30 protein-coding genes are annotated in these 22,780 nt (G+C 66.8%); 12 read left to right on the top strand and 18 right to left on the bottom strand.

From position 1 onward, the window contains the following. The first annotated feature begins 82 nt into the window (after window positions 1-82). On the top strand, window positions 83-1,414 hold the full coding sequence (locus tag EWE75_RS16550; RefSeq protein ID WP_130159214.1) for an alginate export family protein: 1,332 nt from the start codon (window positions 83-85) through the stop codon (window positions 1,412-1,414). A 5-nt stretch (window positions 1,415-1,419) separates the two neighbouring features. On the opposite strand, the gene EWE75_RS16545 is transcribed toward EWE75_RS16550, so the two are convergent. The 5 genes from EWE75_RS16545 to EWE75_RS16525 all read right to left on the bottom strand — a co-directional run bounded on the left by EWE75_RS16545 (window position 1,420) and on the right by EWE75_RS16525 (window position 3,746). After that, complete coding sequence (locus tag EWE75_RS16545) at window positions 1,420-1,770, bottom strand: DUF3147 family protein (RefSeq protein ID WP_130159213.1); 351 nt, start codon at window positions 1,768-1,770, stop codon at window positions 1,420-1,422. Between the two features lie 49 nt (window positions 1,771-1,819). Next, complete coding sequence (locus tag EWE75_RS16540; protein WP_130159212.1) at window positions 1,820-2,041, bottom strand: hypothetical protein; 222 nt, start codon at window positions 2,039-2,041, stop codon at window positions 1,820-1,822. 112 nt (window positions 2,042-2,153) lie between these two features. Further along, window positions 2,154-2,546: a MerC domain-containing protein gene (locus tag EWE75_RS16535; RefSeq protein ID WP_130159211.1), complete on the bottom strand. Its 393-nt coding sequence runs from the start codon at window positions 2,544-2,546 to the stop codon at window positions 2,154-2,156. A gap of 72 nt (window positions 2,547-2,618) precedes the next feature. Beyond that, window positions 2,619-2,885, bottom strand: coding sequence for a metal-sensing transcriptional repressor (locus EWE75_RS16530; RefSeq protein ID WP_130159210.1), 267 nt, complete (start codon window positions 2,883-2,885; stop codon window positions 2,619-2,621). 6 nt (window positions 2,886-2,891) lie between these two features. Next, complete coding sequence (locus tag EWE75_RS16525; RefSeq protein WP_130159209.1) at window positions 2,892-3,746, bottom strand: nickel/cobalt efflux transporter; 855 nt, start codon at window positions 3,744-3,746, stop codon at window positions 2,892-2,894. Between the two features lie 183 nt (window positions 3,747-3,929). On the opposite strand from EWE75_RS16525, the gene EWE75_RS16520 reads away from it, so the two are divergent. The 3 genes from EWE75_RS16520 to rpsI all read left to right on the top strand — a co-directional run bounded on the left by EWE75_RS16520 (window position 3,930) and on the right by rpsI (window position 6,145). After that, the gene (locus tag EWE75_RS16520; protein WP_130159208.1) at window positions 3,930-4,979 is read left to right on the top strand and encodes a COX15/CtaA family protein; all 1,050 of its coding nucleotides are present in this window, start codon (window positions 3,930-3,932) and stop codon (window positions 4,977-4,979) included. 138 nt (window positions 4,980-5,117) lie between these two features. After that, entirely contained in the window at window positions 5,118-5,597 is a 480-nt protein-coding gene (rplM, locus tag EWE75_RS16515; protein WP_130159207.1) for a 50S ribosomal protein L13, read from the top strand. Continuing rightward, complete coding sequence (rpsI, locus tag EWE75_RS16510; protein ID WP_130159206.1) at window positions 5,597-6,145, top strand: 30S ribosomal protein S9; 549 nt, start codon at window positions 5,597-5,599, stop codon at window positions 6,143-6,145. The genes rplM and rpsI overlap by 1 nt, the downstream gene beginning before the upstream one ends. Before the next feature lie 216 nt (window positions 6,146-6,361). Here the strand turns inward: rpsI and EWE75_RS16505 are convergent, their stop codons facing one another. The 5 genes from EWE75_RS16505 to EWE75_RS16485 form a co-directional block, all read right to left on the bottom strand. Next, the gene (locus tag EWE75_RS16505; protein ID WP_130159205.1) at window positions 6,362-7,174 is read right to left on the bottom strand and encodes a pyrroline-5-carboxylate reductase family protein; all 813 of its coding nucleotides are present in this window, start codon (window positions 7,172-7,174) and stop codon (window positions 6,362-6,364) included. Window position 7,175: 1 nt separating this feature from the next. Beyond that, on the bottom strand, window positions 7,176-7,676 hold the full coding sequence (locus tag EWE75_RS16500) for a type III secretion system chaperone family protein (RefSeq protein ID WP_130159204.1): 501 nt from the start codon (window positions 7,674-7,676) through the stop codon (window positions 7,176-7,178). Between the two features lie 108 nt (window positions 7,677-7,784). Continuing rightward, a complete protein-coding gene (locus tag EWE75_RS16495) occupies window positions 7,785-8,051 on the bottom strand; it encodes an accessory factor UbiK family protein (RefSeq protein ID WP_130159203.1) in 267 nt (88 codons plus the stop codon). A 25-nt stretch (window positions 8,052-8,076) separates the two neighbouring features. Then, the gene (locus tag EWE75_RS16490; protein ID WP_130159202.1) at window positions 8,077-8,634 is read right to left on the bottom strand and encodes a TspO/MBR family protein; all 558 of its coding nucleotides are present in this window, start codon (window positions 8,632-8,634) and stop codon (window positions 8,077-8,079) included. An 88-nt stretch (window positions 8,635-8,722) separates the two neighbouring features. Beyond that, on the bottom strand, window positions 8,723-9,472 hold the full coding sequence (locus EWE75_RS16485; RefSeq protein WP_130159201.1) for a TlyA family RNA methyltransferase: 750 nt from the start codon (window positions 9,470-9,472) through the stop codon (window positions 8,723-8,725). A gap of 195 nt (window positions 9,473-9,667) precedes the next feature. Between EWE75_RS16485 and EWE75_RS16480 the strand changes: the two genes are divergently transcribed. Then, window positions 9,668-10,339, top strand: coding sequence for an RBBP9/YdeN family alpha/beta hydrolase (locus EWE75_RS16480; RefSeq protein WP_130159200.1), 672 nt, complete (start codon window positions 9,668-9,670; stop codon window positions 10,337-10,339). A gap of 97 nt (window positions 10,340-10,436) precedes the next feature. Here EWE75_RS16480 and EWE75_RS16475 read toward each other — a convergent pair whose 3' ends face one another. Next, window positions 10,437-11,141, bottom strand: a complete 705-nt coding sequence (locus tag EWE75_RS16475; RefSeq protein WP_231708404.1) for a Crp/Fnr family transcriptional regulator — start codon at window positions 11,139-11,141, stop codon at window positions 10,437-10,439. Window positions 11,142-11,221: 80 nt separating this feature from the next. On the opposite strand from EWE75_RS16475, the gene EWE75_RS16470 reads away from it, so the two are divergent. After that, window positions 11,222-11,428: a hypothetical protein gene (locus EWE75_RS16470; protein ID WP_130159198.1), complete on the top strand. Its 207-nt coding sequence runs from the start codon at window positions 11,222-11,224 to the stop codon at window positions 11,426-11,428. A gap of 13 nt (window positions 11,429-11,441) precedes the next feature. On the opposite strand, the gene EWE75_RS16465 is transcribed toward EWE75_RS16470, so the two are convergent. The 3 genes from EWE75_RS16465 to EWE75_RS16455 all read right to left on the bottom strand — a co-directional run bounded on the left by EWE75_RS16465 (window position 11,442) and on the right by EWE75_RS16455 (window position 13,925). Continuing rightward, a complete protein-coding gene (locus EWE75_RS16465; RefSeq protein ID WP_130159197.1) occupies window positions 11,442-12,161 on the bottom strand; it encodes a hypothetical protein in 720 nt (239 codons plus the stop codon). A gap of 114 nt (window positions 12,162-12,275) precedes the next feature. Then, window positions 12,276-12,620, bottom strand: a complete 345-nt coding sequence (locus EWE75_RS16460) for a DNA primase (RefSeq protein ID WP_206364792.1) — start codon at window positions 12,618-12,620, stop codon at window positions 12,276-12,278. Window positions 12,621-12,695: 75 nt separating this feature from the next. Next, window positions 12,696-13,925, bottom strand: a complete 1,230-nt coding sequence (locus tag EWE75_RS16455; protein WP_130159196.1) for a multidrug effflux MFS transporter — start codon at window positions 13,923-13,925, stop codon at window positions 12,696-12,698. Between the two features lie 106 nt (window positions 13,926-14,031). Between EWE75_RS16455 and EWE75_RS16450 the strand changes: the two genes are divergently transcribed. From EWE75_RS16450 to EWE75_RS16435, 4 genes are all read left to right on the top strand, one after another. Then, window positions 14,032-14,529 (top strand): hypothetical protein, encoded by a 498-nt coding sequence (locus EWE75_RS16450; protein ID WP_130159195.1) that lies wholly within the window; start codon window positions 14,032-14,034, stop codon window positions 14,527-14,529. Between the two features lie 172 nt (window positions 14,530-14,701). After that, a complete protein-coding gene (locus tag EWE75_RS16445) occupies window positions 14,702-15,655 on the top strand; it encodes an isopenicillin N synthase family dioxygenase (RefSeq protein ID WP_130159194.1) in 954 nt (317 codons plus the stop codon). A gap of 108 nt (window positions 15,656-15,763) precedes the next feature. Next, window positions 15,764-17,050: a homoserine dehydrogenase gene (locus EWE75_RS16440; protein WP_130159193.1), complete on the top strand. Its 1,287-nt coding sequence runs from the start codon at window positions 15,764-15,766 to the stop codon at window positions 17,048-17,050. 379 nt (window positions 17,051-17,429) lie between these two features. Next, window positions 17,430-18,479, top strand: a complete 1,050-nt coding sequence (locus EWE75_RS16435) for an aspartate-semialdehyde dehydrogenase (RefSeq protein ID WP_130159192.1) — start codon at window positions 17,430-17,432, stop codon at window positions 18,477-18,479. 21 nt (window positions 18,480-18,500) lie between these two features. Here EWE75_RS16435 and EWE75_RS16430 read toward each other — a convergent pair whose 3' ends face one another. From EWE75_RS16430 to EWE75_RS16415, 4 genes are read right to left on the bottom strand one after another with little or no spacing between them, the layout of a single operon-like run. Next, window positions 18,501-18,845, bottom strand: coding sequence for a hypothetical protein (locus EWE75_RS16430; RefSeq protein WP_130159191.1), 345 nt, complete (start codon window positions 18,843-18,845; stop codon window positions 18,501-18,503). A gap of 57 nt (window positions 18,846-18,902) precedes the next feature. Beyond that, a complete protein-coding gene (locus tag EWE75_RS16425) occupies window positions 18,903-19,220 on the bottom strand; it encodes a PilZ domain-containing protein (protein WP_130159190.1) in 318 nt (105 codons plus the stop codon). 36 nt (window positions 19,221-19,256) lie between these two features. Beyond that, a complete protein-coding gene (locus EWE75_RS16420) occupies window positions 19,257-19,685 on the bottom strand; it encodes a CoA-binding protein (protein ID WP_130159189.1) in 429 nt (142 codons plus the stop codon). After that, a complete protein-coding gene (locus EWE75_RS16415) occupies window positions 19,685-20,650 on the bottom strand; it encodes an Mrp/NBP35 family ATP-binding protein (protein ID WP_130159188.1) in 966 nt (321 codons plus the stop codon). The genes EWE75_RS16420 and EWE75_RS16415 overlap by 1 nt, the downstream gene beginning before the upstream one ends. 71 nt (window positions 20,651-20,721) lie before the next feature. Here EWE75_RS16415 and hflK point away from each other — a divergent pair, with 71 nt between their 5' ends. Together hflK and hflC are read left to right on the top strand one after the other, a co-directional pair. Next, entirely contained in the window at window positions 20,722-21,870 is a 1,149-nt protein-coding gene (gene hflK, locus EWE75_RS16410) for a protease modulator HflK (protein ID WP_130159187.1), read from the top strand. Between the two features lie 41 nt (window positions 21,871-21,911). Beyond that, a complete protein-coding gene (gene hflC, locus EWE75_RS16405; protein ID WP_130159223.1) occupies window positions 21,912-22,730 on the top strand; it encodes a protease modulator HflC in 819 nt (272 codons plus the stop codon). Window positions 22,731-22,780: the final 50 nt, after the last annotated feature.

The raw sequence follows: 22,780 nt of genomic DNA, 5'->3' as shown, positions 1-22,780 counted from the left end.
CAATTCTCCCACCGCGACAAAATCTCAGTCGACCTGCGGCCCCTGCCCGTGCAAGCCACCCGCCGGGCTGGGGGCAGACGCAATGGCGATATCGGGAAAATGGGCGCTCGCGGCGTTCGCCATCACGGCGACGCCCGCCATCGCGCAAAACACCGACGGACTCGATCTCTCCGGCACGATCCGGCTGCGCTACGAAGCGATTACCAACCAACCGCGCGCCGGCTTCGGGCGCGATGACGATCTCGTCAATTTGCGCACGACCTTGCTGGCCAAGTACCAGTCGGGGCCGTTCACGATCGGCGCGGAACTGTGGGACAGCCGCGTCTATGGCGAGGATCACGCGACGCCAGTAACGACCGGCGAGGTCAACACGCTCGAATTCGTTCAGGCGTGGGTCGGCGCGAAAGCCGCGATCGGCTCCACCAAGGTGAGCGCTCAGGCCGGGCGCTTCACGCTCAACATCGGCTCGCGGCGGCTGATAGCCGCCGATGACTATCGCAACACCACCAACGGCTATACCGGCCTTCGCGCCGACATCGCCGCCGCGAACGGCATCACCGCCACCGCGATCTACGTCCTCCCGCAGCAACGCCGGCCCGACGATCCCGAGTCGCTACGCGCGAACGCGGTCAGCATCGATCACGAGGGGTTCGATCTGGTGCTGTGGGGTGGCACCGCCGCCAAGGCCAAGGCGCTCGGCACCGTCACCGCCGAGGCGAGCTTCTACCATCTCGACGAACGCGACCAGCCCGGCCGCCCGACCCGCGACCGCTCGCTCGACACCTATGGCGGGCGCGTGTTTCGCGATCCCGCCAAGGGCGCGGCGGACGGCGAAGTCGAGGCGTACTATCAGTCCGGCACGGTCAGCGCGTCGATCGCGCCGGGCGCCGCACGCCTGCCGGTGTCGGCGTGGTTCGTCCACGCATCCGCCGGATACACGTTCCACGATGCGCTGAACACGCGCGTCGCGCTCCAATATGATCGCGCCAGCGGCGACCGGGCCGGCGGCCGCTATGGACGGTTCGACACTTTGTACGGCATGCGCCGCGCCGATCTCGCGCCGGCCGGGCTCTATAACGCCGTCGGGCGCGCCAATATCTCGACCCCGGGCGCGCGCCTCGAAATCGCGCCGTCACCGCGCTGGGACGCGTTCGCGACCTATCATGCCCTGTGGCTCGCCGAACGAACCGACAGCTTCTCGACCACTGGCGTGCGCGACGCGAGCGGGCGATCCGGCGGGTTCGCGGGCCATCAGGTCGATGCCCGCCTGCGCTGGTGGCTACGCCCCGCCAGGCTTCGCCTCGAACTCGACGGGGTGTTGCTCGCGAAAGGTCGCTTCCTGAACGACGCGCCCAACGCGCCGCCCGGCGGAACCACGGCCTATGGCGCGGTCAACCTGAGCGCCGCGTTCTGACGGGATCAAAGCTGCAGGCCGAAGCGCGGCGCCGCCCACGTCATCGCCGCGTAGAGCACGACCGTCAGGCCACACCCCACCGCCAACGCGCCCCAGAACCCAAGTCCCTGCCGCAGCAACACCGGGATCAGCAGGAACATCGGCAACGACGGCAGCACATACCAGAACGTCGCCCCGGTATGCGCCGCCATCGTTTCGACGTCGGGCTTCTCGTTCCACAGCCAGATCATGCCAAGCACCGACACCAGCGGCAGCGACGCCACCAACGCTCCGAAGCCCGGATAGCGTTTGGCCAGCGTCGATGCAGCCGCGATCAGCACGCCTGAGATCGCGGCCTTGAGGGTGAGGTACAGCATGGGAGGGTACGATACGCCGGCCCCGCGCAGTTAAAAAGCGGTAACGGGTTTACCGGTGCGTACGCGCCGCCGCTTTCTGCGCGCGTGCCTGCTTGGCGTAATAATGGTGCGCCACGACACACCCCGCCACCGCACCCATCACCGCATGGCCCTTGCCGACATAATGCCCGGCAACCCCGCCCGCCGCCGCGCCGCGAATGCAGCCCTTGGCCAGCGCCGGCGATGCCGACACCATCAGCAGCGGCAAGGCGATGAGGGATACGAAACGCATATCGGCTTCCTTTGAACACGAGGATTGTGCCCACCATTACCGATGACACACCCATGCTGTTCCATGACGATTCGTTCATCTCGCAGGCCGGCCGAGCGCCCTGCCCCGTTGCCTAATTCGCCGCGCGGCGGTTGAGATCATGCCCGAGTGCGAGGATTGCGACGCCGATCAGCGTCCAGAGCGTCTCGCCGCCCCCGCTATCGTGCGGCAGCGACATCGCGCCCGCCATCATGCCGAGGCCGAACGAGCCGACTGCGGCAGGCAGCATATAGCCGTGCGACACCGCGCCGCGCCCGAGCGCGATCACGCCGAGCAGGATCGCGATCGACAGGCCGACTTCGTGAAAGATCGGGTTGAGCAACAACCCGCCCGCCGACGCCGCCAGCGCGACCAGCACGGAACTGGCGACGCAATGGATCACGCACAGCCCGGACAAACCGATCGCCAGACCGTCGAAGCGCGACTCGATCCAGTGGATCGCGGGATGATGGACGTGGGCGGTCATTGCCAGCCGCATGTGGCATGGCGGGCTCGAAGTTACAACATATCATCGCGAGATTTTACGGCGCGCCCGTTCCTACAAATATTTCGCGAACTCGCCAAGCTTGCCGAGCTCGGAGCGCAGCGCGCTCGGCAACGGCCCGATCAAATCCTCGATATGATGCTCGATATGGTCGGTGACGATCAATGTCTTGGTCTTTTCCAGCGCCGAGACGACGGCCTTCATCTGCTGGGCGATCTTGAGACCGTCATCGCCATCCTCGACCATCTTGATGATGCCGGCGAGGTGACCGTTCGCACGGCGCAGCCGGTTCAACAGGTCGGGATTGGCGGCATGGCTCATGGTTGGTTATCCAGCGTGGGGCAAAGCATACCAACCCTGTAGCGTGACGTACGCGCCGACGCACAGGATAACGAAGCCGCTGACATAGGGCGCCTTCCGCACGAGGTCACCGAAGCCGGAGAACCGCTTCTCGGCATATTTCACGCTCATCGCGGCAATCACCCCGGATGTCACCATCGTGATGGCGAGCCCGATGCTGAAGCAAAGGACCAGCACGGAACCGAGCACCAGCCGCTTCAACTGCAAGCAAAGCAGCAGAACGGTGATCGCGCCCGGGCAGGGAATGAGACCGCCGGTGACCCCGAACATCACGATCTGGGCCGTCGTGACGGCCCGGCCGGAGAAGCGGCGGCGAATGTCCTCGGCGTGCTGGCGCTCATGCGCATCCTGATATCCCCCGTCCGACACGTCGAGCGCGCGATCGAGCGTCGTCTCGCGGTGATGGTGATGTTCGTGATCGTGGCGATCGTGGTGATGATCGTGGTCGTGGGCGTGATGGTGATCGTGACCATGCGCTTGTTCGCGCCGCGTCCGCCACAGCATCCACAATGCGATCCCCAGGATCAGGATGCCCGAGGCGAATTGCAGATAGGGTTCCGTTGCCTCAGGGCGCAGCCCCTGAAACACATACATGCCGCCAAGCGCCACCAGCCACACGACGGCGGTGTGCGACAGCGTCGCGGCGAGGCCCAACAACACCGCCTGCTTCACCGTCCCGCGAACCGCGACGATGAACGCCGCCATCATCGTTTTCGAATGGCCCGGTTCGAGGCCGTGCAGCGCACCCAGCAGGATGGCGCTGGGAATGAAGAGCCAAGCATGGGCGGCGCTCTGCTGGAGCAGATCAGATAGCGGGGTCATATTGCTCGCGTATCACGGCACGCATGCAATTCCCATCCCCCTGGAGGGGATGTGACGAAAAGCGGAAGGTAGCGCGCACGGCCGCGTTGGGCCACACCGCGCGAGCATCATCGCGCTGTATCGCCCCGCCCCTCGCCAATTTGTCCAATCGACGGCGCCCCGCGACCTCGCTACGCATATGTCATGCTAAAGCTGCTCTCGGGCCGGCCGCTCTCAGGCCGGCCGGCCGTTCCGCTCGCGATGATCCGCTGGCTTTATGTCGTCGCCGCGATGATCGTGCTGATCGTCGTGGTCGGCGGTGTCACCCGTCTTACCGAATCGGGGCTTTCGATCACGCAATGGAAGCCGATCACCGGCATCGTCCCGCCGCTCACCGATGCGCAGTGGCAGGCCGAGTTCGCCAATTACCGCCGCATTCCGCAATATGAGGCGATCCACCACGGTATGACGTTGGCCGGGTTCAAGGGGATTTTCTTCTGGGAATATCTCCACCGGCTGCTTGGCCGGCTGATCGGTACGGTGTTCGCGCTGCCGCTGCTGTGGTTCGCGCTCCGGCGGCTGATCCCGCGCGGCTATGGCTGGCGGCTGGTCGCGCTGCTCGCGCTCGGCGGGCTGCAAGGCGCGCTTGGCTGGCTGATGGTGCGCTCGGGCCTGTCGGATCGGATCGAGGTCGCCCCGTTGTGGCTCGCCGCGCATCTGCTCACCGCCTTGTTCACGCTCGCTGGGCTGGTGTGGACCGTGCTCGATCTGCGCGCGCTCGCCGCCGATCGCTATGCGAAGCCGGCACGGCTGACCGGGTTCGGCGCGCTGGTCGGCGTCGTGCTGGCGGTGCAATTGCTCTATGGCGCGTTGATGGCGGGGCTGCGCGCCGGGCTCGTCACCAACGAATGGCCGCTGATGAACGGACGGCTGTTCCCGCATGAGGTGCTCGGCACGCGACCGCTCGGCGCGTTGCTGCTCGATGATCCGTCGCTGGTCCACTTCATCCATCGCTGGTGGGCATGGGTCACGGTCGCGGCGCTGATAGTGCTGGCGCGGGCGGCGAAGCGCGCGCGGCACCGCGCCGCCTCGGTCGCGATCCACAGTGCGTTCGGCGTGCAGATCCTGCTCGGCATCGCCACCGTAATGACCGGAGTCGATATCACCCTCGCCGCGTTGCACCAGTTGGTCGGCGCGCTGCTGGTGATCGCGACGACATGGGGCGTCCACGCGATCGGCCAGCGGCGCCGCTGAAACTGACAGGTATTATAATACCCGTCAGCAAACCGGCACTTTGCTTGACTTGCGCCCGATTCTGCAACATTAGCCCGCCACCGAGCGCCGTCCATCCGTGGGCGGCGCCTTTCGTTTCGAACAAGAGGTCACAGCCCCATGAAGGCGCTCATGAAGACCACCAAGGCGATAAAGCCGCACGAGGTGGAGAAGAAATGGCATATCGTCGACGCGGACGGCCTGGTCGTCGGCCGCATGGCGTCGATCATCGCCAACATCCTGCGCGGCAAGCACAAGCCGAGCTTCACGCCCCACGTCGATTGCGGTGACAATGTCATCATCATCAACGCGGACAAGGTTCGGTTCACGGGCAACAAGCTCAAGGACAAGGTCTATTACAAGCACACCGGCTATGCCGGCGGCATCAAGGGAATCACCGCGGGCAAGGTGCTCGAAGGTCGTTTCCCCGAGCGCGTGTTGGAAAAGGCTATCGAGCGCATGATCCCGCGCGGCCCGCTCGGCCGTGCCCAGATGCGCAACCTTCGCATCTTTGCCGGCACCGAGCATCCGCATGAGGCGCAGAACCCCGAAGTCCTCGATATCGCGGCGATGAACCGCAAGAACAAGGTGGGCGCGTAATGACCGACAATCGCCAGTCCCTTTCCGATCTCGGCGCCGTGCTCAACCAGCAGGGCGACGTGGCCGAGGCCAATGCCGAAGTGAAGGCCGACGCCTATCTGTCGGGCCAGATCGACGAGCCGGTTCAGCGCGCACCGCTGCGTGAGCAGGACCTCGACAAGTACGGCCGCGCCTATGCGACCGGCCGCCGCAAGGACGCCGTCGCTCGCGTGTGGCTCAAGCCCGGCACCGGCAAGATCACCATCAACGGCCGCGATCAGGAAGTGTATTTCGCACGCCCGACGCTGCGCCTCGTCATCAACCAGGTGTTCGGCATCACCGAGCGCACCGGCCAGTATGACGTGATCTGCACCGTCAAGGGCGGCGGGCTTTCGGGCCAGGCCGGCGCCGTGAAGCATGGCATCAGCCAGGCGATCACCAAGTACGAGCCGATCCTGCGCGCGCCCGTCAAGGCCGCCGGCTTCCTGACCCGCGACAGCCGCACCGTCGAGCGCAAGAAGTACGGCCGCGCCAAGGCACGTCGTAGCTTCCAGTTCTCGAAGCGCTAAGCGTCTCTGTCTCGAACTCGCGAAGGGGCGGTCCGGCAACGGGCCGCCCTTTTTCGTTCGGCGCTTAGCTCAAAGGTGTCGGTGAGTGGCGTCGTGACGAGCGGAATGCCCCACACAGCTCCGTTCGTGCTGAGTAGGGATCGAGTAGGCGCTTACGCCCTGCGGGCTACTCGGCCGCTACTCAGCAGGAACGGGTGAAGGTAAGTTCGGCGCGCGTTACCGCGCGGCGGCGGCCATCTCGGCATTTCGTCGCGCCGATGCGGCGAGCGTCTCGCGCAACAGGACTTTCAGCGCGTCATCCGCGTCAAGCACGTTGAGACCCTCGCGAGTCGAGCCGCCGGGACTCGCCACACGATCCGCGAGCGTCGCCGGGGTTTCAGCAGCCGAAGCGGCCATGATACCGGAACCTTCCAGCGTCGCGCGCGCGAGCCGGTCGGCCTGATCCGCCGGAAGGCCGAGCGCGGCGCCCGCCTCGGCCAGCGCCTCGGCGAAGCGGAACACGAAGCCGGGGCCGCAACCCGACAGCGCCGTCACCGCATCGAACAGAGATTCCTCGGCGATCCACTCGACCAGCCCGAGCGGGCGCATCAGCGCCTCGGCGGCGACCTGCGCCTCGCCGTCGTCGCCAGCGCCGTGCAGCGCCACCACGCCCTTGCCGATCAGCACCGGCAGGTTGGGCATCGCACGCACGATCGCTCCCGCGCCGGGGAAGCGCGCCGCCAGCGACGCTTCCTCGACACCGGCGAGGATCGACACCAGCAGACGCGGCGCGAGACCGGGCGCGGTGGCGACGAACGTGTCGAGCTGTTGCGGCTTGATCGCGAGGACGAGCGTGTCGGGGGTATAGTCCACCGGCAGCGCGCCGAGGTGCCGCACGCCGGCGGGAAGCTGCGGCGTTCCCGGATCGAGCACGGTGATGTTCTCGGGCACCACGCCGGCATCGATCCAGCGGTGCAGCATCGCCCCGCCCATATTGCCGGCACCGACCAGCAGGATGCGTCCCGGCAACCCGGCGGCGGACAAGCTCATGTCAGGCCTCGCCCTGCGTCTCTGTCATGGCGGCGGCAAGCGCTTCCTTGGGGCTCTTGCCGCCCCACAGCACGAACTGGAACACCGGATAGAACCGCTCGCATTCGTCGATCGCCGATTCGACCAGCAGTTCGGCGGCGGCGAGCGACAGGGTGCCGCCGTCGCCGTCGATCATCGCGGCGTGGCGATAGAGCAGGATGTTGCTCGCCGACCAAATCTCGAAATGGCCGACCCAGAGCTGTTCGTTGATGAGCCCGACCGTCTCGTAGAGCGCGGCTCGGCGATCCTCGGTGACGCGGATGTCGGGGAAAGCGAGGAACTGGATGACGCTGTCCTCGTCGCGCCACAAGGCGCGCAATTCGTACTGCGTCCAGCTTCCTTTGACCTTGGCGATGACCTCGTCATCCTGCCGCTCGTAATCCCAGCCATGCGCCGAGAAGTAACTTTCGAGCATATCGATGGGAGCGGCGTCGTCGCGTTCGTAATCGGCTTCGTCGAGCATATCGTCAGCCCTTACGCTTTAGACGGTACAGGCTCAAGCGTGACGAAAGCTCGAAATGCCGACAAGCCCGTGTGGACGGACCTGTCGACAAAGCTGTGGATAACCGCATCAAGCCTCGGTCTGCACCCCGGCGCCAGCTTTGGCTTCGAGCACGGCGATACGCGCGCGCAGCGCATCGGCGTCGTCACGCGCGGCGGCGGCCATCGCCTTGACCGCCTCGAACTCGTCGCGGCTGACGAAATCGAGGCCGCCGATCCATTCCTTCGCGCGCGCCTTGGCGCCCGCTTCGGCTTCGCGGCCGACGCCGGCGATCGTACCCGCCGCGCTGTTCATCAGCTTTACGAGATCGTCGAAGATTTTGTTGTCGGCCTGCATGATGTGAACGCTTTCGTGATGTGGATTACAGGGGGATGACTTGGGTACTCGCCGACGCCGGCGCAATGGTTTCGGCGTTGGGATTGAGCCGATCGATCTCAAACAACAGCACACCCGCGAACGCGACCCACGCCAGATAGGGCACCATCAGCCACGCCGCCAGCGTGCGGACTCGCCCGAACACGAGCGTCGTCGCCAGCGCCAGCACGAACATCGCCACGATGATGACCAGCGCCCAGCCGACCAGATGCATGCCGAAGAACACCGGCGACCAGATCAGGTTGACGAGCAATTGCACCGCGAACAGCGTGATCGCCGGCCCGCGCAGCCGCGATCCGCGCGCATGGATCACCATCGCCAGCGCGAGCCCCATCAGCACGTACAGCGTCGTCCAGGCGACCGGGAACACCCAGTCGGGCGGGTTGGCGGCGGGCTTGGCGAGCATCGCATACCAGCGGTTCTGTGATCCGGCCGGCGCGATCCGCGCCGAGGTGAAGCCGAGCAGCAGGATCAGCGGCACCGTCACGATCGCCCAGCGCAGGAACGCCAGCCTCAACTGCTGCCTAGACGCGATTTCGCTCAATCGTCGGTCCTTCCGTCCCGCGAGGTGAGTGGGTCGTGTATCATCGCGGGTACGAAAGACAATTGCCGCAGCGCGCCGGAGTTCCGCGTCAGCCGGAGTCGGTTTCGGGCAAATGCCCCGTTATGAGAAACTCGACATTGCCCTCCGGCCCGGTGATCGGGCTTTCGACCAGCCCATCGACCTGCCAGCCCTTGCCGGTCAGCCACTCGGAAACCTCCGTGCAGACGCGTGCATGGATGGCGGCGTCGCGCACCACCCCGCCCTTGCCGACCTCGCCACGCCCTGCCTCGAACTGCGGCTTGATGAGCGCGACCAGCCGCGCGCCGGGCCGCGCGAAGCCGAGCGGCACGTCGAGCACCTTGGCGAGACCGATGAAGCTGGCATCGCAGACGATCAGATCGACCGGCTCCGGGATATGCGTAGGTGTCAGGATGCGCGCGCTGGTCTTTTCATGGACGATGACACGATCGTCCTCGCGCAGCTTCCATGCGAGCTGATTGGTGCCGCTATCCACCGCATAGACACGCGCCGCGCCGTTGGTCAGCAACACGTCGGTGAAGCCGCCGGTCGAGGAACCGACATCGATCGCCACCGCACCGCCCACGTCGAGCCCGAAGTGCGCGAGCGCATGCGCCAGCTTGATGCCACCGCGTGAGACCCAGGGGTGGTCGCGCCCGCGCACGTCGAGCGTCACGTCGTCGGCAACCGCCTGCCCCGGCTTGTCGATCTTGCGCGTGCCGGCAAACACCAGCCCCGCCATGATGAGCGCCTGCGCCCGTGTGCGACTCTCGGCGAGTCCCCGATCGACGAGGAGTTGGTCGGCACGCATCTTGGACATTTCGCCTCCTAACAGCGCCGTTTCACCGACGCAAAGGCGGCCGCGATTTCGGGCTGCCGCAATGGCTCCTCGCTCCGGCGCAGGGCTATTGCCCATCGGATGAGTAGGAATATCTTGGCGACTGGGAAGCGTGGTTATCCGGCGTACCCTAGAGCGACGGACGGCCACGTTTCCTCGAACCCTTGGAGAAGCATGATGGGCAGCTTTTCGCACTTCGATCCGGCGCAGCCGACGATCCTGACAGTGCCGGGCCTCGGCGGCTCGGGGCCGTCGCATTGGCAGAGCCTGTGGGAAGCGGCGCGACCCGATACCATCCGCGTCGAACTCGGCATGTGGAACACCCCGCATCGCAACGCCTGGGTGACCAAGCTCGATCAGGCGATCCGTTCCGCGCAGGCCCCGGTGGTACTGGCCGCGCATAGTCTCGGCTGTCTGGCGGTGGCGTGGTGGGCGGAACTCGCCCGGCAACCCTATGGCTGGCCGGTCGCCGGGGCCTTGCTGGTCGCGCCCGCCGATGTCGATCGCGCCGATGCGCAGCAGGAACTGAAGGCGCTCGCGCCAGCACCGCGCACGCCGCTCCCCTTCCCGTCGATCGTGGTGGCGAGCACCGACGATCCGTGGATCGACATCGACCGGGCGCACAGCCTCGCGGTCGATTGGGGCAGCCATTTCGTCGATGCTGGCGCGCAGGGACATCTCAACGCCGCCAGCGGCATCGGCTGGTGGAGCGAAGGCCGCGAACTGCTCGACCGGGTGGTGCATGCCGCAGCCGACCGTCAGGGCAAAACCCGAGCGCCAAGCGAAGCGCGTTCGATCCTGGCGGTCAACGCGACCGACACAATGCAGGCGCATCATCTCGGCGCGTGAGCGGCTTGAACGCGGTCAAGGGACGTGCCCGTCCTTCATGGTGGGGCACGGCCTTCCACCTCGTCCAGAATGCGCGGGTTAACGGATGGCTTAGCGCCTAATCCAGATACAGATAGCTCGCGTCGAATTCGGCGAAACGCTTCAGCCCCGGCCAGTCGAAAATCTCGACGCTTCCCTGGCGGAACTCGACCAACCCCTGCTCCCGCAACTGGCGCAGCATGCGATTGGCATGGACCGCAGTTAGCCCCGTCGCGTCGGCGAGATCGATCTGCGTCAGCGGCAGCGCGTAGCGCGTGCCGTCAGCCAGACCGACCCGCTCCAGCCGCAGGTACATCTCGCAGAACACATGCGCGAGCCGCACCGCCGCCGGACGCGCGCCGATCGAGACGATCCACTCGCGATTGATCGCCGCGTCGATCATCGTCGAGCGCCACAGCAATTCGGTGAGCGTCGCCGATTCCTTCGTCAGCGCGCGGACTGCGCTATGCGGGAACAGCGCGACCTGCACGGGGGTGATGGCCGCGACATGATGTTCGAGCTGACGGAGCGGATAGCTGTGCAGATCGACGAAATCGCCCGGCACATGGATCGCGAGGATCTGGCGCCGGCCTTCTGGCGTGTCCTTGTAGCGCTGGACGAAACCGTCGAGCAACAAGGTGCATTGGCTGAGCGGCTCGTTCGGCCGCACGATCGTGCGGCGCGCGGCGAACTCGACGGTGCGCGCGATCGCCTGTTCGAGCGCGGCGACCTCCTCCGGGGCCAAGGTGGGCGTTCTGTGCGCCTGCAAGAACAACCGCGTCATCATCGCTCAAACACCCCCAACTCCAAAACACCGGAACGCTGCACTGCCATGCACGTTATTCCCGGCAAGAGGTATCGTCCATGACCAAGCAGCCGGAAAAAACACCCGCCGAGGCGACCGCCGAACAGGGCGAGGTGTTGATCGACGGCCCCGACGGCCTCGCTCTGTCGCTCACCCCCGATGCCGCACGGCAAACCGCGCATGCGATCCACGTCGCCGCCTGCGCGGCGCAGGAGCAGCGCACTGGCGCGACGTCATCGGACGATAGTGGCGCTCGCCGAGTGTAAACACACCATTGCGTCAGCGTTTGAACGCCGGCTTGAGCGCGACCTGCTGGATACGCCAGATCTTTTGCGCGTCTGTACCGCCATCCACGTCCGAGCGCTGGAGCGTGACGGACCCTATCGCATAATAGGGTTTGCGCGTCTGCTTGAGCCGCGCATAGACCTGCACCGGAACGGTGACGTACCGCTGCCCGGCACCGGCGTCGATCCGCCCGGGTGCGCCGATATTGGCGTGATACTCGCTGAACTCGGAAAAGCTGTCTGCGAAATCGGTCGGCGTAAGCCGTGATCCGGCGCCGCCGCCGCGCCACATCTGCCAGGCCGGCTTGTATTTGCGCTCACCGATCAACGCGTAATAGCGCTCGACCACATGCGCCGCGCCCTGTGCGCTGTCGGGCGCGGCGGGCGCCTCGGAGATCGGCGTGCGATCGTCGGGCAGTCCGCCGGGGGCACCGGGCGCGGGCGGCACGAGCGGCTCTTCGAGGCCATCGGGAACGCTCGCGGCGGACGTCGGCGTGGGGGACGGCATCGGATCGGTCGCAGGCGGCGGCGCGACCGGATCGTTCGCGGGCAACACGGTGTCGGGGTGATAGGCGTTGATGCTGCTCTGCGCGCGCTCGGCCGCCGCGTCGATATCGACGTCGTTGTTGACGCCCATGTCGGTTTGCGGGGCGCAGGCGGCGATCAGCAGCAGGGGCAAAACAGCAACAACGCGCACGGGCAACACTTTCGACATCGGGTTCCCTTAACGATGCGCCACCGGCTCCGTTCCGGTCAACTCGTATCGGTACTGAAACGTTCGTCCCGCTGAGGGACGGGCGCGACCGGCCATGCCGACCGCGCCGGCACTTCACGGCTTGAGCGCGGCGTCGTCCTTGTCGTCGAGATCGCCTTCGTCGGCGAGGTCATCGTCCTCGAAATCCTCCTGGAGCGAGTCCTCGTCCTGATCGTCCTCGTCCTGGTCGGCGTCGTCATCTTCCTCGCCGACTTCGTCGCTCTCCATCTTGAGATCGTCCTCGTCGTCCTCGTCGCCCGCGATATCGGGTTCGAGGTCGGTCAGGATCGCGCCGTCGCTCGGGCCGCCACTGGTCGCTTCGAGTATCTCGGCGCGCTGGCTCTCGTCATAGCCTTCCTCGTCATAGCCGTCGTCGCCCGGGCCTCCGCCGGGCACCTGATATCCACCGCTGATCGCCATCTTCGCTCTCCTGTCCCGGGAAAAATGGGGGCACGACGCCAACATCACACACGCGACTCGGTTCCCGAGAATCGCTCAGCTCGGGTGGAACAGCCGTCCGCGTTCGACGATCGCGGCGATGCCGAGACCGAGCAGCCCCGCGACGAAGAAGCCGACGTGCAACGCGATCGTGGTGCCGTCGAAATAGCTGGCGATGATCGAGCCGAGCACCGCGCCGCCGGTGATGACCAGCGATCCCTGCAAGCTGGCGGCGGTGCCGGCGATCGCGCCCATATTTTCCATCGCCATCGCCGACATGTTCGATCCGGCGAGACCATAGCCCGCCATCGCCAACGCCTGCATCACGACGAACAGCACCAGCCCCTCGCGTCCCAGCCCCACCGCGACGAGTCCGCCAGCCGCCGCCAGCGTCATCACCACCAGCGCGGCCTGCGAGATGCGGCGCATGCCGAGCCGCATTACGATCCGCGAATTGAGCAGGTTCGCCGCCGCCATCGTCCCCGCCGACGCGGCGAACACCGGACCGAGCAGATGCTGGGCGTGAAACACGCGCTCCATGATCGGCTCGATCAGCCCGATATAGCCGAACAGCGCGCCCTGCACGATCATGCCGGCGATCGTATAGCCGAGCGAGGCGCGGTCGGCGAGAGTCGTGCGCCAGCCGCGCAGCAACTGCCGGACCGACAGCGCCACGCGATTCTCGGGCGCGAGCGTCTCGGGCATGCGCCACGCGAACCACGCCAGCACCAGCGCTGCCAGCCCCGCGATCACCTCGAAGATCAGCCGCCACGATCCCGCCAGCAGGATGAGTTGGCCGACGCTCGGCGCGAGGATCGGCACGGCCATGAACACCATGAAGGCGAGGCTCGACACCTTCGCCATCGCGCGGCCAGTGAAACAATCGCGCACCAAGGCGATGGTGACGACCCGGCTCGCCGCGATCGCGACGCCGCCGGCGAAACGCGCGGCCAACAGCAAGGTAAAACTGCCCGCGAGCCCGGCGAGCAGACAGCAGACGATATAGCCGGCCAGCCCGCCGATCAGCACCGGCCGCCGACCGTAGCGATCGGTAAGCGGCCCCTGCACCAATTGCCCGAGGCCGAAGCCGACCACGAACACGGTGATGACGAGCGCGCGGCCGCCGACATCGGGAACGCCGAGCCGCCGCCCGATCTCGGGCAGCGCCGGCAGCATCGAATCGATGCCGAGCGCGCCCAGCGACATCAGCGCGGCGACCAGCGCGACGAATTCGAAGAAGGGGATCGGCGCGGTGTTGAGCGGGGCGGGAGGCGATTCGATCGACATTGCCCGCCTCATGCCCGACATCGCAACATCGGTCACGCGCAAGCCGCGTTGACCTGGCGTGCGACTTCAGCTTAGTGTATTGCATCACCGATACACGGAGAGCGCCATGATCCGCCCCCTGCTCCTCGCCATCCCGCTCGCCCTGCTCGTCGCCTGCGACGGTAAGGACGGCACCGCGATCACCCTCAACGCCGATGGCGCCGATGGCAATGTCGTCGCGAGCATCGGCTCCAACGGCCAGCTCGCGCTCAACGCACCAGGCATTTCGGGGAGCATCAAGCTCCCGGCGATCAAGCTCAATGCGGACAATTTCGACATGAACGGCGTGCATCTCTACCCCGGCTCGACGATCAGCGGCATGAACATCGACGGGCACGACCGGCCCGGCCGTGACGATGACGGCCAGGTCAAGGTCAGCTTCGAAAGCCCGGCGACTCCGGTGACCGTGCGAGACTGGTTCGCGGGCAAGCTGGGCAGCGCGGGCTTCAAGGTCTCGCCCAACGGATCGGGGCTTTCGGGCACGACCGAGGAGGGCAAACCATTCCGGCTCGATCTTGCGCCGAAGGGCACCGACAAAGCGAACGGGACGATCCTGATCGGTTAGGCCGAGTTGCACACACCCGTTCCCCCGCGAAAGCGGGGGGCCAGAGCCAAACAGCGCAGCGCTTGTGGCGCTGTTATCCCGCTTTTGCGGGAGAACCGTCGTAGCGGGGTGTTCGCCCGCGCACCGTTTGCCTATGTTGGCCAGCCCAGTTCCCAACCAACGGCCCGCGTTCATGCCCGATACCCTGCTTTCCGAAATCCCGACGCTCTCGCTTGCCGACGAGGCGGGCGATCCCGCTGGCTTCGCCGCCGCGCTGGGCGGATCGTTCGAACGGTTCGGCTTCGCGGTCATCGCCGATCATGGGATCCCCACCGATCTGATCGCGCGCGGCTGGGCCGATACCGCTGACTTCTTCGCGCTGCCCGAAGACGAGAAGCGCCGGTATTTCACCCCCGCCGGCGGCGGCCAGCGCGGCTACACCCCGTTCAGGACCGAGATCGCCAAGGGCGCCTCGGTGGTCGATCTCAAGGAATTCTGGCACGTCGGGCGCGACCTGCCCGCCGGCCATCCGCTCGCCGACCGGATGCCGCCGAATATCTGGCCCGAGCGGCCCGAACGGTTCAAGGACACGTTCCTTCAGCTCTACGCCGCGTTCGACCGCGCCGGCGACCGCATCCTCTCCGCGATCGCGCGGCACCTCAAGCTCGCCCCAAACTGGTTCGATCCCGCCGTCGAGAACGGCAATTCGATCCTGCGGCTGCTCCACTATCCACCGATTCCGGTCGATGCCGAGGGCGTCCGCGCCGGCGCGCATGAGGACATCAACCTCATCACCCTGTTGCTCGGCGCCGAGGAAGCCGGGCTCGAACTGCTCGATCGTGATGGGCAATGGCTACCGGTCAAGCCGCCCGAGGGCGCGCTGGTCGTCAACGTCGGCGACATGCTGCAACGGCTGACCAACCATGTGCTGCCCTCGACCAGCCACCGCGTCGTCAACCCGCCGCCCGAACGGCGCGGCGTCTCGCGCTATTCGATGCCGTTCTTCCTGCACCCCAACCCCGATTTCCTGATCGAGACCTTGCCCGGCTGCATCAGCGCGGAGCGACCGAACCGATATGAGACGCCGATCACCTCGCACGATTACCTGCATGAGCGGCTCGTCGAGATCGGGTTGGTGAAGAAGTAACCACGCCGGGCTTGTCCCCGCCTCTCCCGCCTGTCTAAAGGCCGACCGGTAATCACCGCCCGTTCGCTCGGCACGAACGGCGTCGGGGTAGTCGGAAGAAGGCAGATCATGACCCAACCGCTTCGTATCGCGCTCGCTGGCCTCGGCACCGTCGGGGGCGGCGTGATCCGGCTGCTCGACGAAAATGGCGCGCTGATCGCGCGGCGCGCGGGGCGGCCGATCGAGATCGTCGCGGTGTCCGCGCGCGACCGGAGCAAGGATCGCGGCGTCGATATCAGCCGTTTCGAATGGGTCGATGACACCACAGCGCTAGCCTCGCGCGACGTCGATGTCGTGGTCGAGCTGGTCGGCGGATCGGACGGCCCTGCCCTCACGCTGGCGCGCAGTGCGCTCGGCGCGGGCAAGGGCTTCGTCACCGCCAACAAGGCGATGATCGCGCATCACGGTTTGGAACTCGCCGAAGCTGCCGAAAAGGCTGGCGCCGCGCTCAAGTTCGAGGCGGCGGTGGCGGGCGGCATCCCGGTCATCAAGGGGCTGCGCGAGGGCGCCGCTGCCAATGAGATCAGCCGAGTCTATGGCATCCTCAACGGCACCTGCAATTTCATCCTGTCGAAAATGGAAGCGGAAGGCCGCGACTTCGCCGAGGTGCTCGCCGAGGCGCAGGCGCTCGGCTATGCCGAGGCCGATCCCACCTTCGACATCGACGGCATCGACGCCGCGCACAAGCTCTCGATCCTCGCCAGCATCGCGTTCGGCACACAGCCCGCGTTCGCCGACGTCGCGGCGAGCGGCATCCGCCATGTGCTCGCCGCCGACATCGCCGAGGCGGCGGCGCTCGGCTACCGCGTGCGGCTGCTCGGCGTGGCGGATCACGGCGCGGGCGGGCTGTTCCAGCGGGTGCATCCGCATCTCGTGCCGATCAGCCACCCGCTCGCGCATGTGACCGGCGCGACGAACGCGGTCGTCGCCGAGGGCAATTACGTCGGCCGGCTGCTGTTCCAGGGCGCGGGCGCGGGCGACGGCCCGACCGCGAGCGCCGTCGTCGCCGACCTGATCGACATCGCGCGCGGCGAGTTCGGCCCCGCCTTCGCGATGCCCTCCTCCGCACTGCTGGCGCAGGGTGCAGCCGATTCGGGCGAGCGGCGCGGGCGCAACTACGTGCGCTTCGCAGTGGCGGACAAGGTCGGCGTACTCGCCGAGATCGCAGCGGCGATGCGCGATGCGGGCGTGTCGATCGAAAGCCTGATCCAGCGCGGCGCGAGCGGCGACGGCAGCGTGCTGGTCGCGATCGTGACGCACGAAGCGCCCGAGCGCGCGGTCGCGCAGGCGCTGGAGCGGCTGCGCGGCTCGCAGAGCCTGACCGGCCAGCCGCTGTGGATGCATATTCTGGAGTAAGGGTGTCTTCACGCTTCTCCCCTCCCTGAAAGGGAGGGGCCGGGGGTGGGTTGGTCTGCGAGGGAAGGTTACGCCACCAACTGGCCGACCCACCCCCAGCCCCTCCCTTTCAGGGAGGGGAGCAGAAGCAGGGGGGCAGAAGGAGGGGAGTTTACGAACCCGGTTTACACCGGCTCCGTGCCTCGCTATCGGCGCTCCCCATGTCCTCGATGGCCAAAACCATTAGCACCAAGCCGACCCGCACGCGCGGGGCGGTCTGGTCGTGCTGACGGTTCAACCCTAAGCCAACCGGACACAGCCCCGCGGTAAGCGCGGGGCGGCCTTGTACGACAGGACCGAAATACTTCCCGCGCCTCCGCATACCAGGAGACGCCTACCCATGACTTCGTTCCGCCCCTCGCCCGACCGTCTCGCCGTTGGCATCGTCGGCGCCACCGGCCTCGTCGGCAGCATGATGCTGACCATGCTCGCCGAGCGTAAATTCCCGCTCACCGCGCTCCGGCTGTTCGCCTCGGCGCGCTCGGCGGGCAGCCGCGTGCCGTTCAAGAGTGCGGAGATCACCATCGAGGACGCCGCGACGGCGGATTTCAGCGGGCTCGACATCGTGTTCTTCTCGGCCGGCGGCAGCACGTCGAAGGCACTGGCGGAGAAGGTCGCGGCAGCGGGCGCGGTGGTGATCGACAACAGCTCGGCGTGGCGCAGCGATCCGCTGGTTCCGCTGGTGGTGGCGGAGGTCAACCCCGACGCGCTCCGCGATCTGCCCAAGGGTATCGTCGCCAACCCCAATTGCACGACGATGGCGGCGATGCCGGTGCTCAAGCCGCTCCACGACGCCGCCGGCCTGACCCGGCTGGTGGCGAGCACCTATCAGGCGGTGTCGGGCGGCGGCATGGAGGGCGTGCGCGAGCTTGAGGAACAGATCGTCGCCGGCGCGTCGGCGTGCGCCACGCTCGCGCAGGACGGAGGCGCGGTGAAGCTGGGCGTGCCGCGCAAGTGGGCCGCGCCGATCGCCTTCAACGTCGTGCCGCTCAACTATGTGCTGGTCGAGGACGGCTATACCGAGGAGGAACTCAAGCTGCGCGACGAGAGCCGCAAGATCCTCGACCTGCCCGACCTCGCCGTCTCGGCGACCTGCGTGCGCGTGCCGGTGTTCACCGGCCATTCGCTGTCGATCAACGCCGCGTTCGAACGCCCGATCTCGGTGAGCGAGGCCAACGGCCTGCTGCGCCGCGCGCCCGGAGTCGAGTTGGTGGCGGTGCCCAATCCGCTCGCCGCGACGGGTAAGGATGCGGTGTTCGTCGGCCGCGTCCGTCCCGACCCGACCGTCGCGAACGGGCTGTCGCTGTTCGTCACCGGCGACAATCTGCGCAAGGGCGCGGCGCTGAACGCGGTGCAGATCGCCGAAGTGCTGCTGGCGCAGGCGCGCTGACGACGGCGGGGCGAGCGGGCGCTACGGCGCCAGCGCCCGCTCGCCCGCGATCCGCGTGCCGGCCGCGTTGACGGTCGCCTTCAGGCCGAACGACCCGCAGCCGACGAGGAAGATCGACTTCTCCTCGCAATTGTCGGTCCGCGCGAACAGCCGCTCACGCTCGGCGAGAACGCCTTCATAGGCCGGGTCGCCGGGGTCGTGGACGATCAGCGGTACGCGGTAACGATCAGCGGCGCGACGGCCGCACACCACGACATCATCGCCGGTGGGGCGCGAGCAGGCCGGCCTGGCGCTGGTCAGCGCCTGATATGCCATGATGGCCGCGTCGTCGGGGGCGGCAATCAGCAGGAGCAGCGGAAACACCATCGCGGAGTCGCCCGGAAGCCTCGGATCATGCGAGGATGATCCGCGCGCGCAGCCGCGTCAATCGCGCGATGGCGTCGCGAGCGCGACGACATGGTCGAACACCGCTTCGTGCAGCGGCCGCACGAACGCGCAGCCGTAGAAATGGCGGCGACTCCACTTCACCGTCGCTTCGAGACCGGCGAGGCCGGGGATCTTGAGCCAGATCGTCGCGCCGGGCTGGATACGGTGGATCGTCTCGATCTGGAAGCCGGTGCGCGACAGGTCGGTCACGTCGATGTCGAGCTTGTCGGTGCCCATCATCCGCACCTGCGCGCGGATCACCACCACGCTGCGGGGCGCGACGCGGGTTTCCGGTCTAGTCTCGGCGTTTTCCATCGCGGCAGCATAGCCGCGCGATGGTTAAGGTTTCCGCTATGCGACCGGCGCGACGCCGAGCCGGGGAATGTCGATCTCCGGGCAGCGGTCCATTACCACTTTCAGCCCAGCCGCCTCGGCACGCGCGGCGGCGGCCTCGTTGACGACGCCGAGTTGCATCCACACCGCCTTGGCGCCGATGCGGATCGCATCGTCGACCGCCTCACCGGCGGCGGCCGAGTTGCGGAAGATGTCGACGAGATCGATCGGATCGCCGAGCTGGTCGAGATCGCGGAACACGAATTCGCCGTGGATATGCTCGCCGGTGATCTGCGGGTTGACCGGGATCACGCGGTAACCGTGGTCCTGGAGAACCTTCATCACGCCGTAGGACGGGCGGTTGGGCCGGTCGGACGCGCCGACCAGCGCGATCGTGCGGGTTTCTTCGAGCAAAGCCTTGATCCCGGCGTCATCGGTGATCGGCATCAGCGTCCCTCCGTCTGTAACCACCGCGCGACCGCGTCGGCAATCGTCGCGAACGCGGCGGCTTCGGGTCCGTTCCCGGCGGCGGGCGGCGTGCCCGCGTCGGAGGCGGTGCGAATCGCGATGTCGAGCGGGATGCGGCCGAGAAACGCGATGCCCAGGTCGGCCGCCGCCGCTTCCGCGCCGCCCTGCCCGAACGGGTTCGAAATTTCGCCGCAGTGCGGGCACGCATAGCCGGACATGTTCTCGACCAGACCGATGATCGGCACGCCCGCCTTGACGAACAGGTCGATCGCGCGGCGCGCGTCGATCAGCGCGAGATCCTGCGGGGTCGAGACGATCACCGCGCCAGTGGGCTTGTGCTTCTGGATCATGGTGAGCTGGACGTCGCCGGTGCCGGGCGGCAGATCGATCACCAGAGTATCGGTCGCCCCCCAATTGGCGTCCATGAGTTGCCCGAGCGCACCCGCCGCCATCGGCCCGCGCCACGCGATCGCCTGATCGGCCGCCACGAGTTGCCCCATCGACAGCAGCGGAACACCATAAGGCGTCCGCACGGGTTGCAGCACCTTGTCGCGCGCGGTCGGCTTGCTGCCTTCGACCGCCATCAGCTTGGGCTGCGATGGCCCGTAGATGTCGGCGTCGACCAGCCCGACGCGCCGCCCGCGCGCGGCCAGCGCGATGGCGAGATTGGCCGAAACGGTCGATTTGCCGACCCCGCCCTTGCCGCTCGCCACCGCGATCGACACGCGGCGAGTGCGCTGGCTGGTGAGCGCGACGCGCACCGTCTCGATACCGGGCACCGCGCTCGCCGCCGCGCGGACGCGCGCTTCGAGCGCGTCATGCTCACTCGGATCGAGCCCGCTCACGTCGAGGATGATGCTGGCGCGGCTTCCCTCGATCCGCGCGGTCGCGCGGGTGCCGGCGACGGGAGCGAGTGCGGTATCGAGCGGGTTTGGATCGGTCATCGTTGCGCAGATAGGGTCGTTACGGCCGCTTGCCACTATTTTTCATTGAAACGCGTACCTATAGAGAAAGGATGACGATCCTAACGGGCTGGTTTCAGCGTCCCCCTCTTCTCAATAGCGACGACAAAAGCCCGTGGGGCAGCGGCTCCGGCGGCGATGGCGCCAGTGGTGGCGGTGGCGAAGGCCCGCGCAATCCGTGGGCGCCCAAGCCCGGCAATGGCAATGGCAACCGCTCGCGCATCCCCGGGCCGAGCGCGCTCGACGAGTTCATCAAGCGAGCGCGTGGTGCCGGTGGCGGCAATGGCGGCGGCGGACGGCCCCATATTCCGGGCACGCCGAGCGCGGGCGCGCTCTGGCTGATCGGCGTCGGCATCATCGTCGTGCTGTGGATCGCGTTCACCTCGATCCACGCGATCGGCCCGCAGCAGCGCGCGGTGGTGACGTTCTTCGGGCGCTATGCCGGCACGCTCGAACCCGGCATCCGGCTGACGCTGCCCGCGCCGTTCAACTCGGTGATGAAGGTCGACGTGCGCGAGATCAAGACCGACACCTTCCCCGAGAATGGCGGCGAGAATCTGATGCTGACCGGCGACCAGAATGTCGTCGACGTCAATTATTCGGTGCGCTGGGACATCAGCAATCCGCAGGATTACGTCTTCCAGATCGCCGATCCCAAAGCGACACTGCGCGCCACCGCCGAAAGCGCGATGCGCGCGGTGCTGGCGACCGCGACGCTCGATGACGCGATCGGCTCGGGTCGCGGCGCGATGGAGGTCAAGGTCCAGCAGAACATGCAGGCGATCCTCGACAGCTACAACGCCGGCATCCGCATCCAGGGCGTCGCGATCAAGGGCGCGCAACCGCCCGAGCAGGTGATCGATTCGTTCAAGAAGGTCTCCGCCGCGCAGCAGGAGGCGCAGGGCAACATCAACAAGGCGCGCGGCTATGCGCAGCAGATCCTCGCGCGCGCTCAGGGCGAGGCGGCGTCGTTCGACGTGATCTACGCCCAGTACAAGCTCGCTCCCGAAGTGACGCGCAAGCGCATGTATTATGAGACGATGGAACTGGTGATGGGACACAGCGACAAGACGATCGTCGCGGCGCCCGGCGTAAACTCGTACCTGCCGCTCCCCGGCGGCGCGCGGCGCGCGCCAGATGTGCAGGCTCCGGCGGCGCAGGCTCAAGCCCCCGTCCCGCAGGTTCAGGGAGACGCACAGTGAACCTCAGCTTCCGCAACCCCATCGCGATCGGCATCGTCGCGATGCTCGCGCTGATCCTGATCGCCAGCACCTTCGCGATCGTGCCCGAGACCAAGCAGGCGGTGATCCTGCGTTTCGAACAGCCGGTCGGCGGCGCGATCAACCGCTGGAAGCCAAACGAGGTGTTCGGCCATTCCGGCGCCGGGCTGATCGCGCGCATTCCGTTCATCGATCGCCTCGTGTGGGTCGACAAGCGCGTGCTCGACGTCGAGCTGGAGAACCAGCCGGTGCTTTCGACCGACCAGTTGCGGCTCGAAGTCGATGCCTATGCGCGTTTCCGCATCGTCGATCCGCTAAAGGCGGTGGTCTCGACCGGCAGCACCTCGGTCACCGAACAGCGCGTGATCGATCAGCTCCAGCCGCTGTTCAGCTCGGCGCTTCGCAACGAACTCGGCAAGCGTCCGTTCGCGGCCTTGCTCAGCCCCGAGCGTGGTCAGGTGATGGACAATATCCAGGCCGGGCTACAGCGGCTCGCCGCGCAATACGGGGTGCAGATCGTCGATGTGCGAATCAAGCATGCCGACCTGCCCGACGGCGCGCCGCTGCAAAGCGCGCTCGACCGGATGAAGACCGCGCGCGAGCAGGAAGCGCTGACGATCCAGGCCAAGGGCCAGCAGACCGCGCAGATCATCCGTGCCGAAGCCGACGCCAAGGCCGCGCAAATCTATGCGGAGAGTTTCAACAAAGACCCGGACTTCTATGACTTCTACCGGGCCATGCAGTCGTACCGTTATACCTTCGGCGATACCGCGAAGGGCCAGACCTCGATGGTATTGTCGCCTGACAATGCCTATCTCAGGCAATTCCAGGGCCAGCGTTGATCGGCCCTTTGGGCTTGTTCATATTCAATAACCGTTCAGCAACCTTGGCT

The sequence above is a fragment of the Sphingomonas populi genome, from assembly GCF_004208535.1.
GTDB classification, from domain to species: Bacteria; Pseudomonadota; Alphaproteobacteria; order Sphingomonadales; family Sphingomonadaceae; genus Sphingomonas; species Sphingomonas populi.
This window is presented reverse-complemented; position numbering and strand designations above follow the sequence as displayed.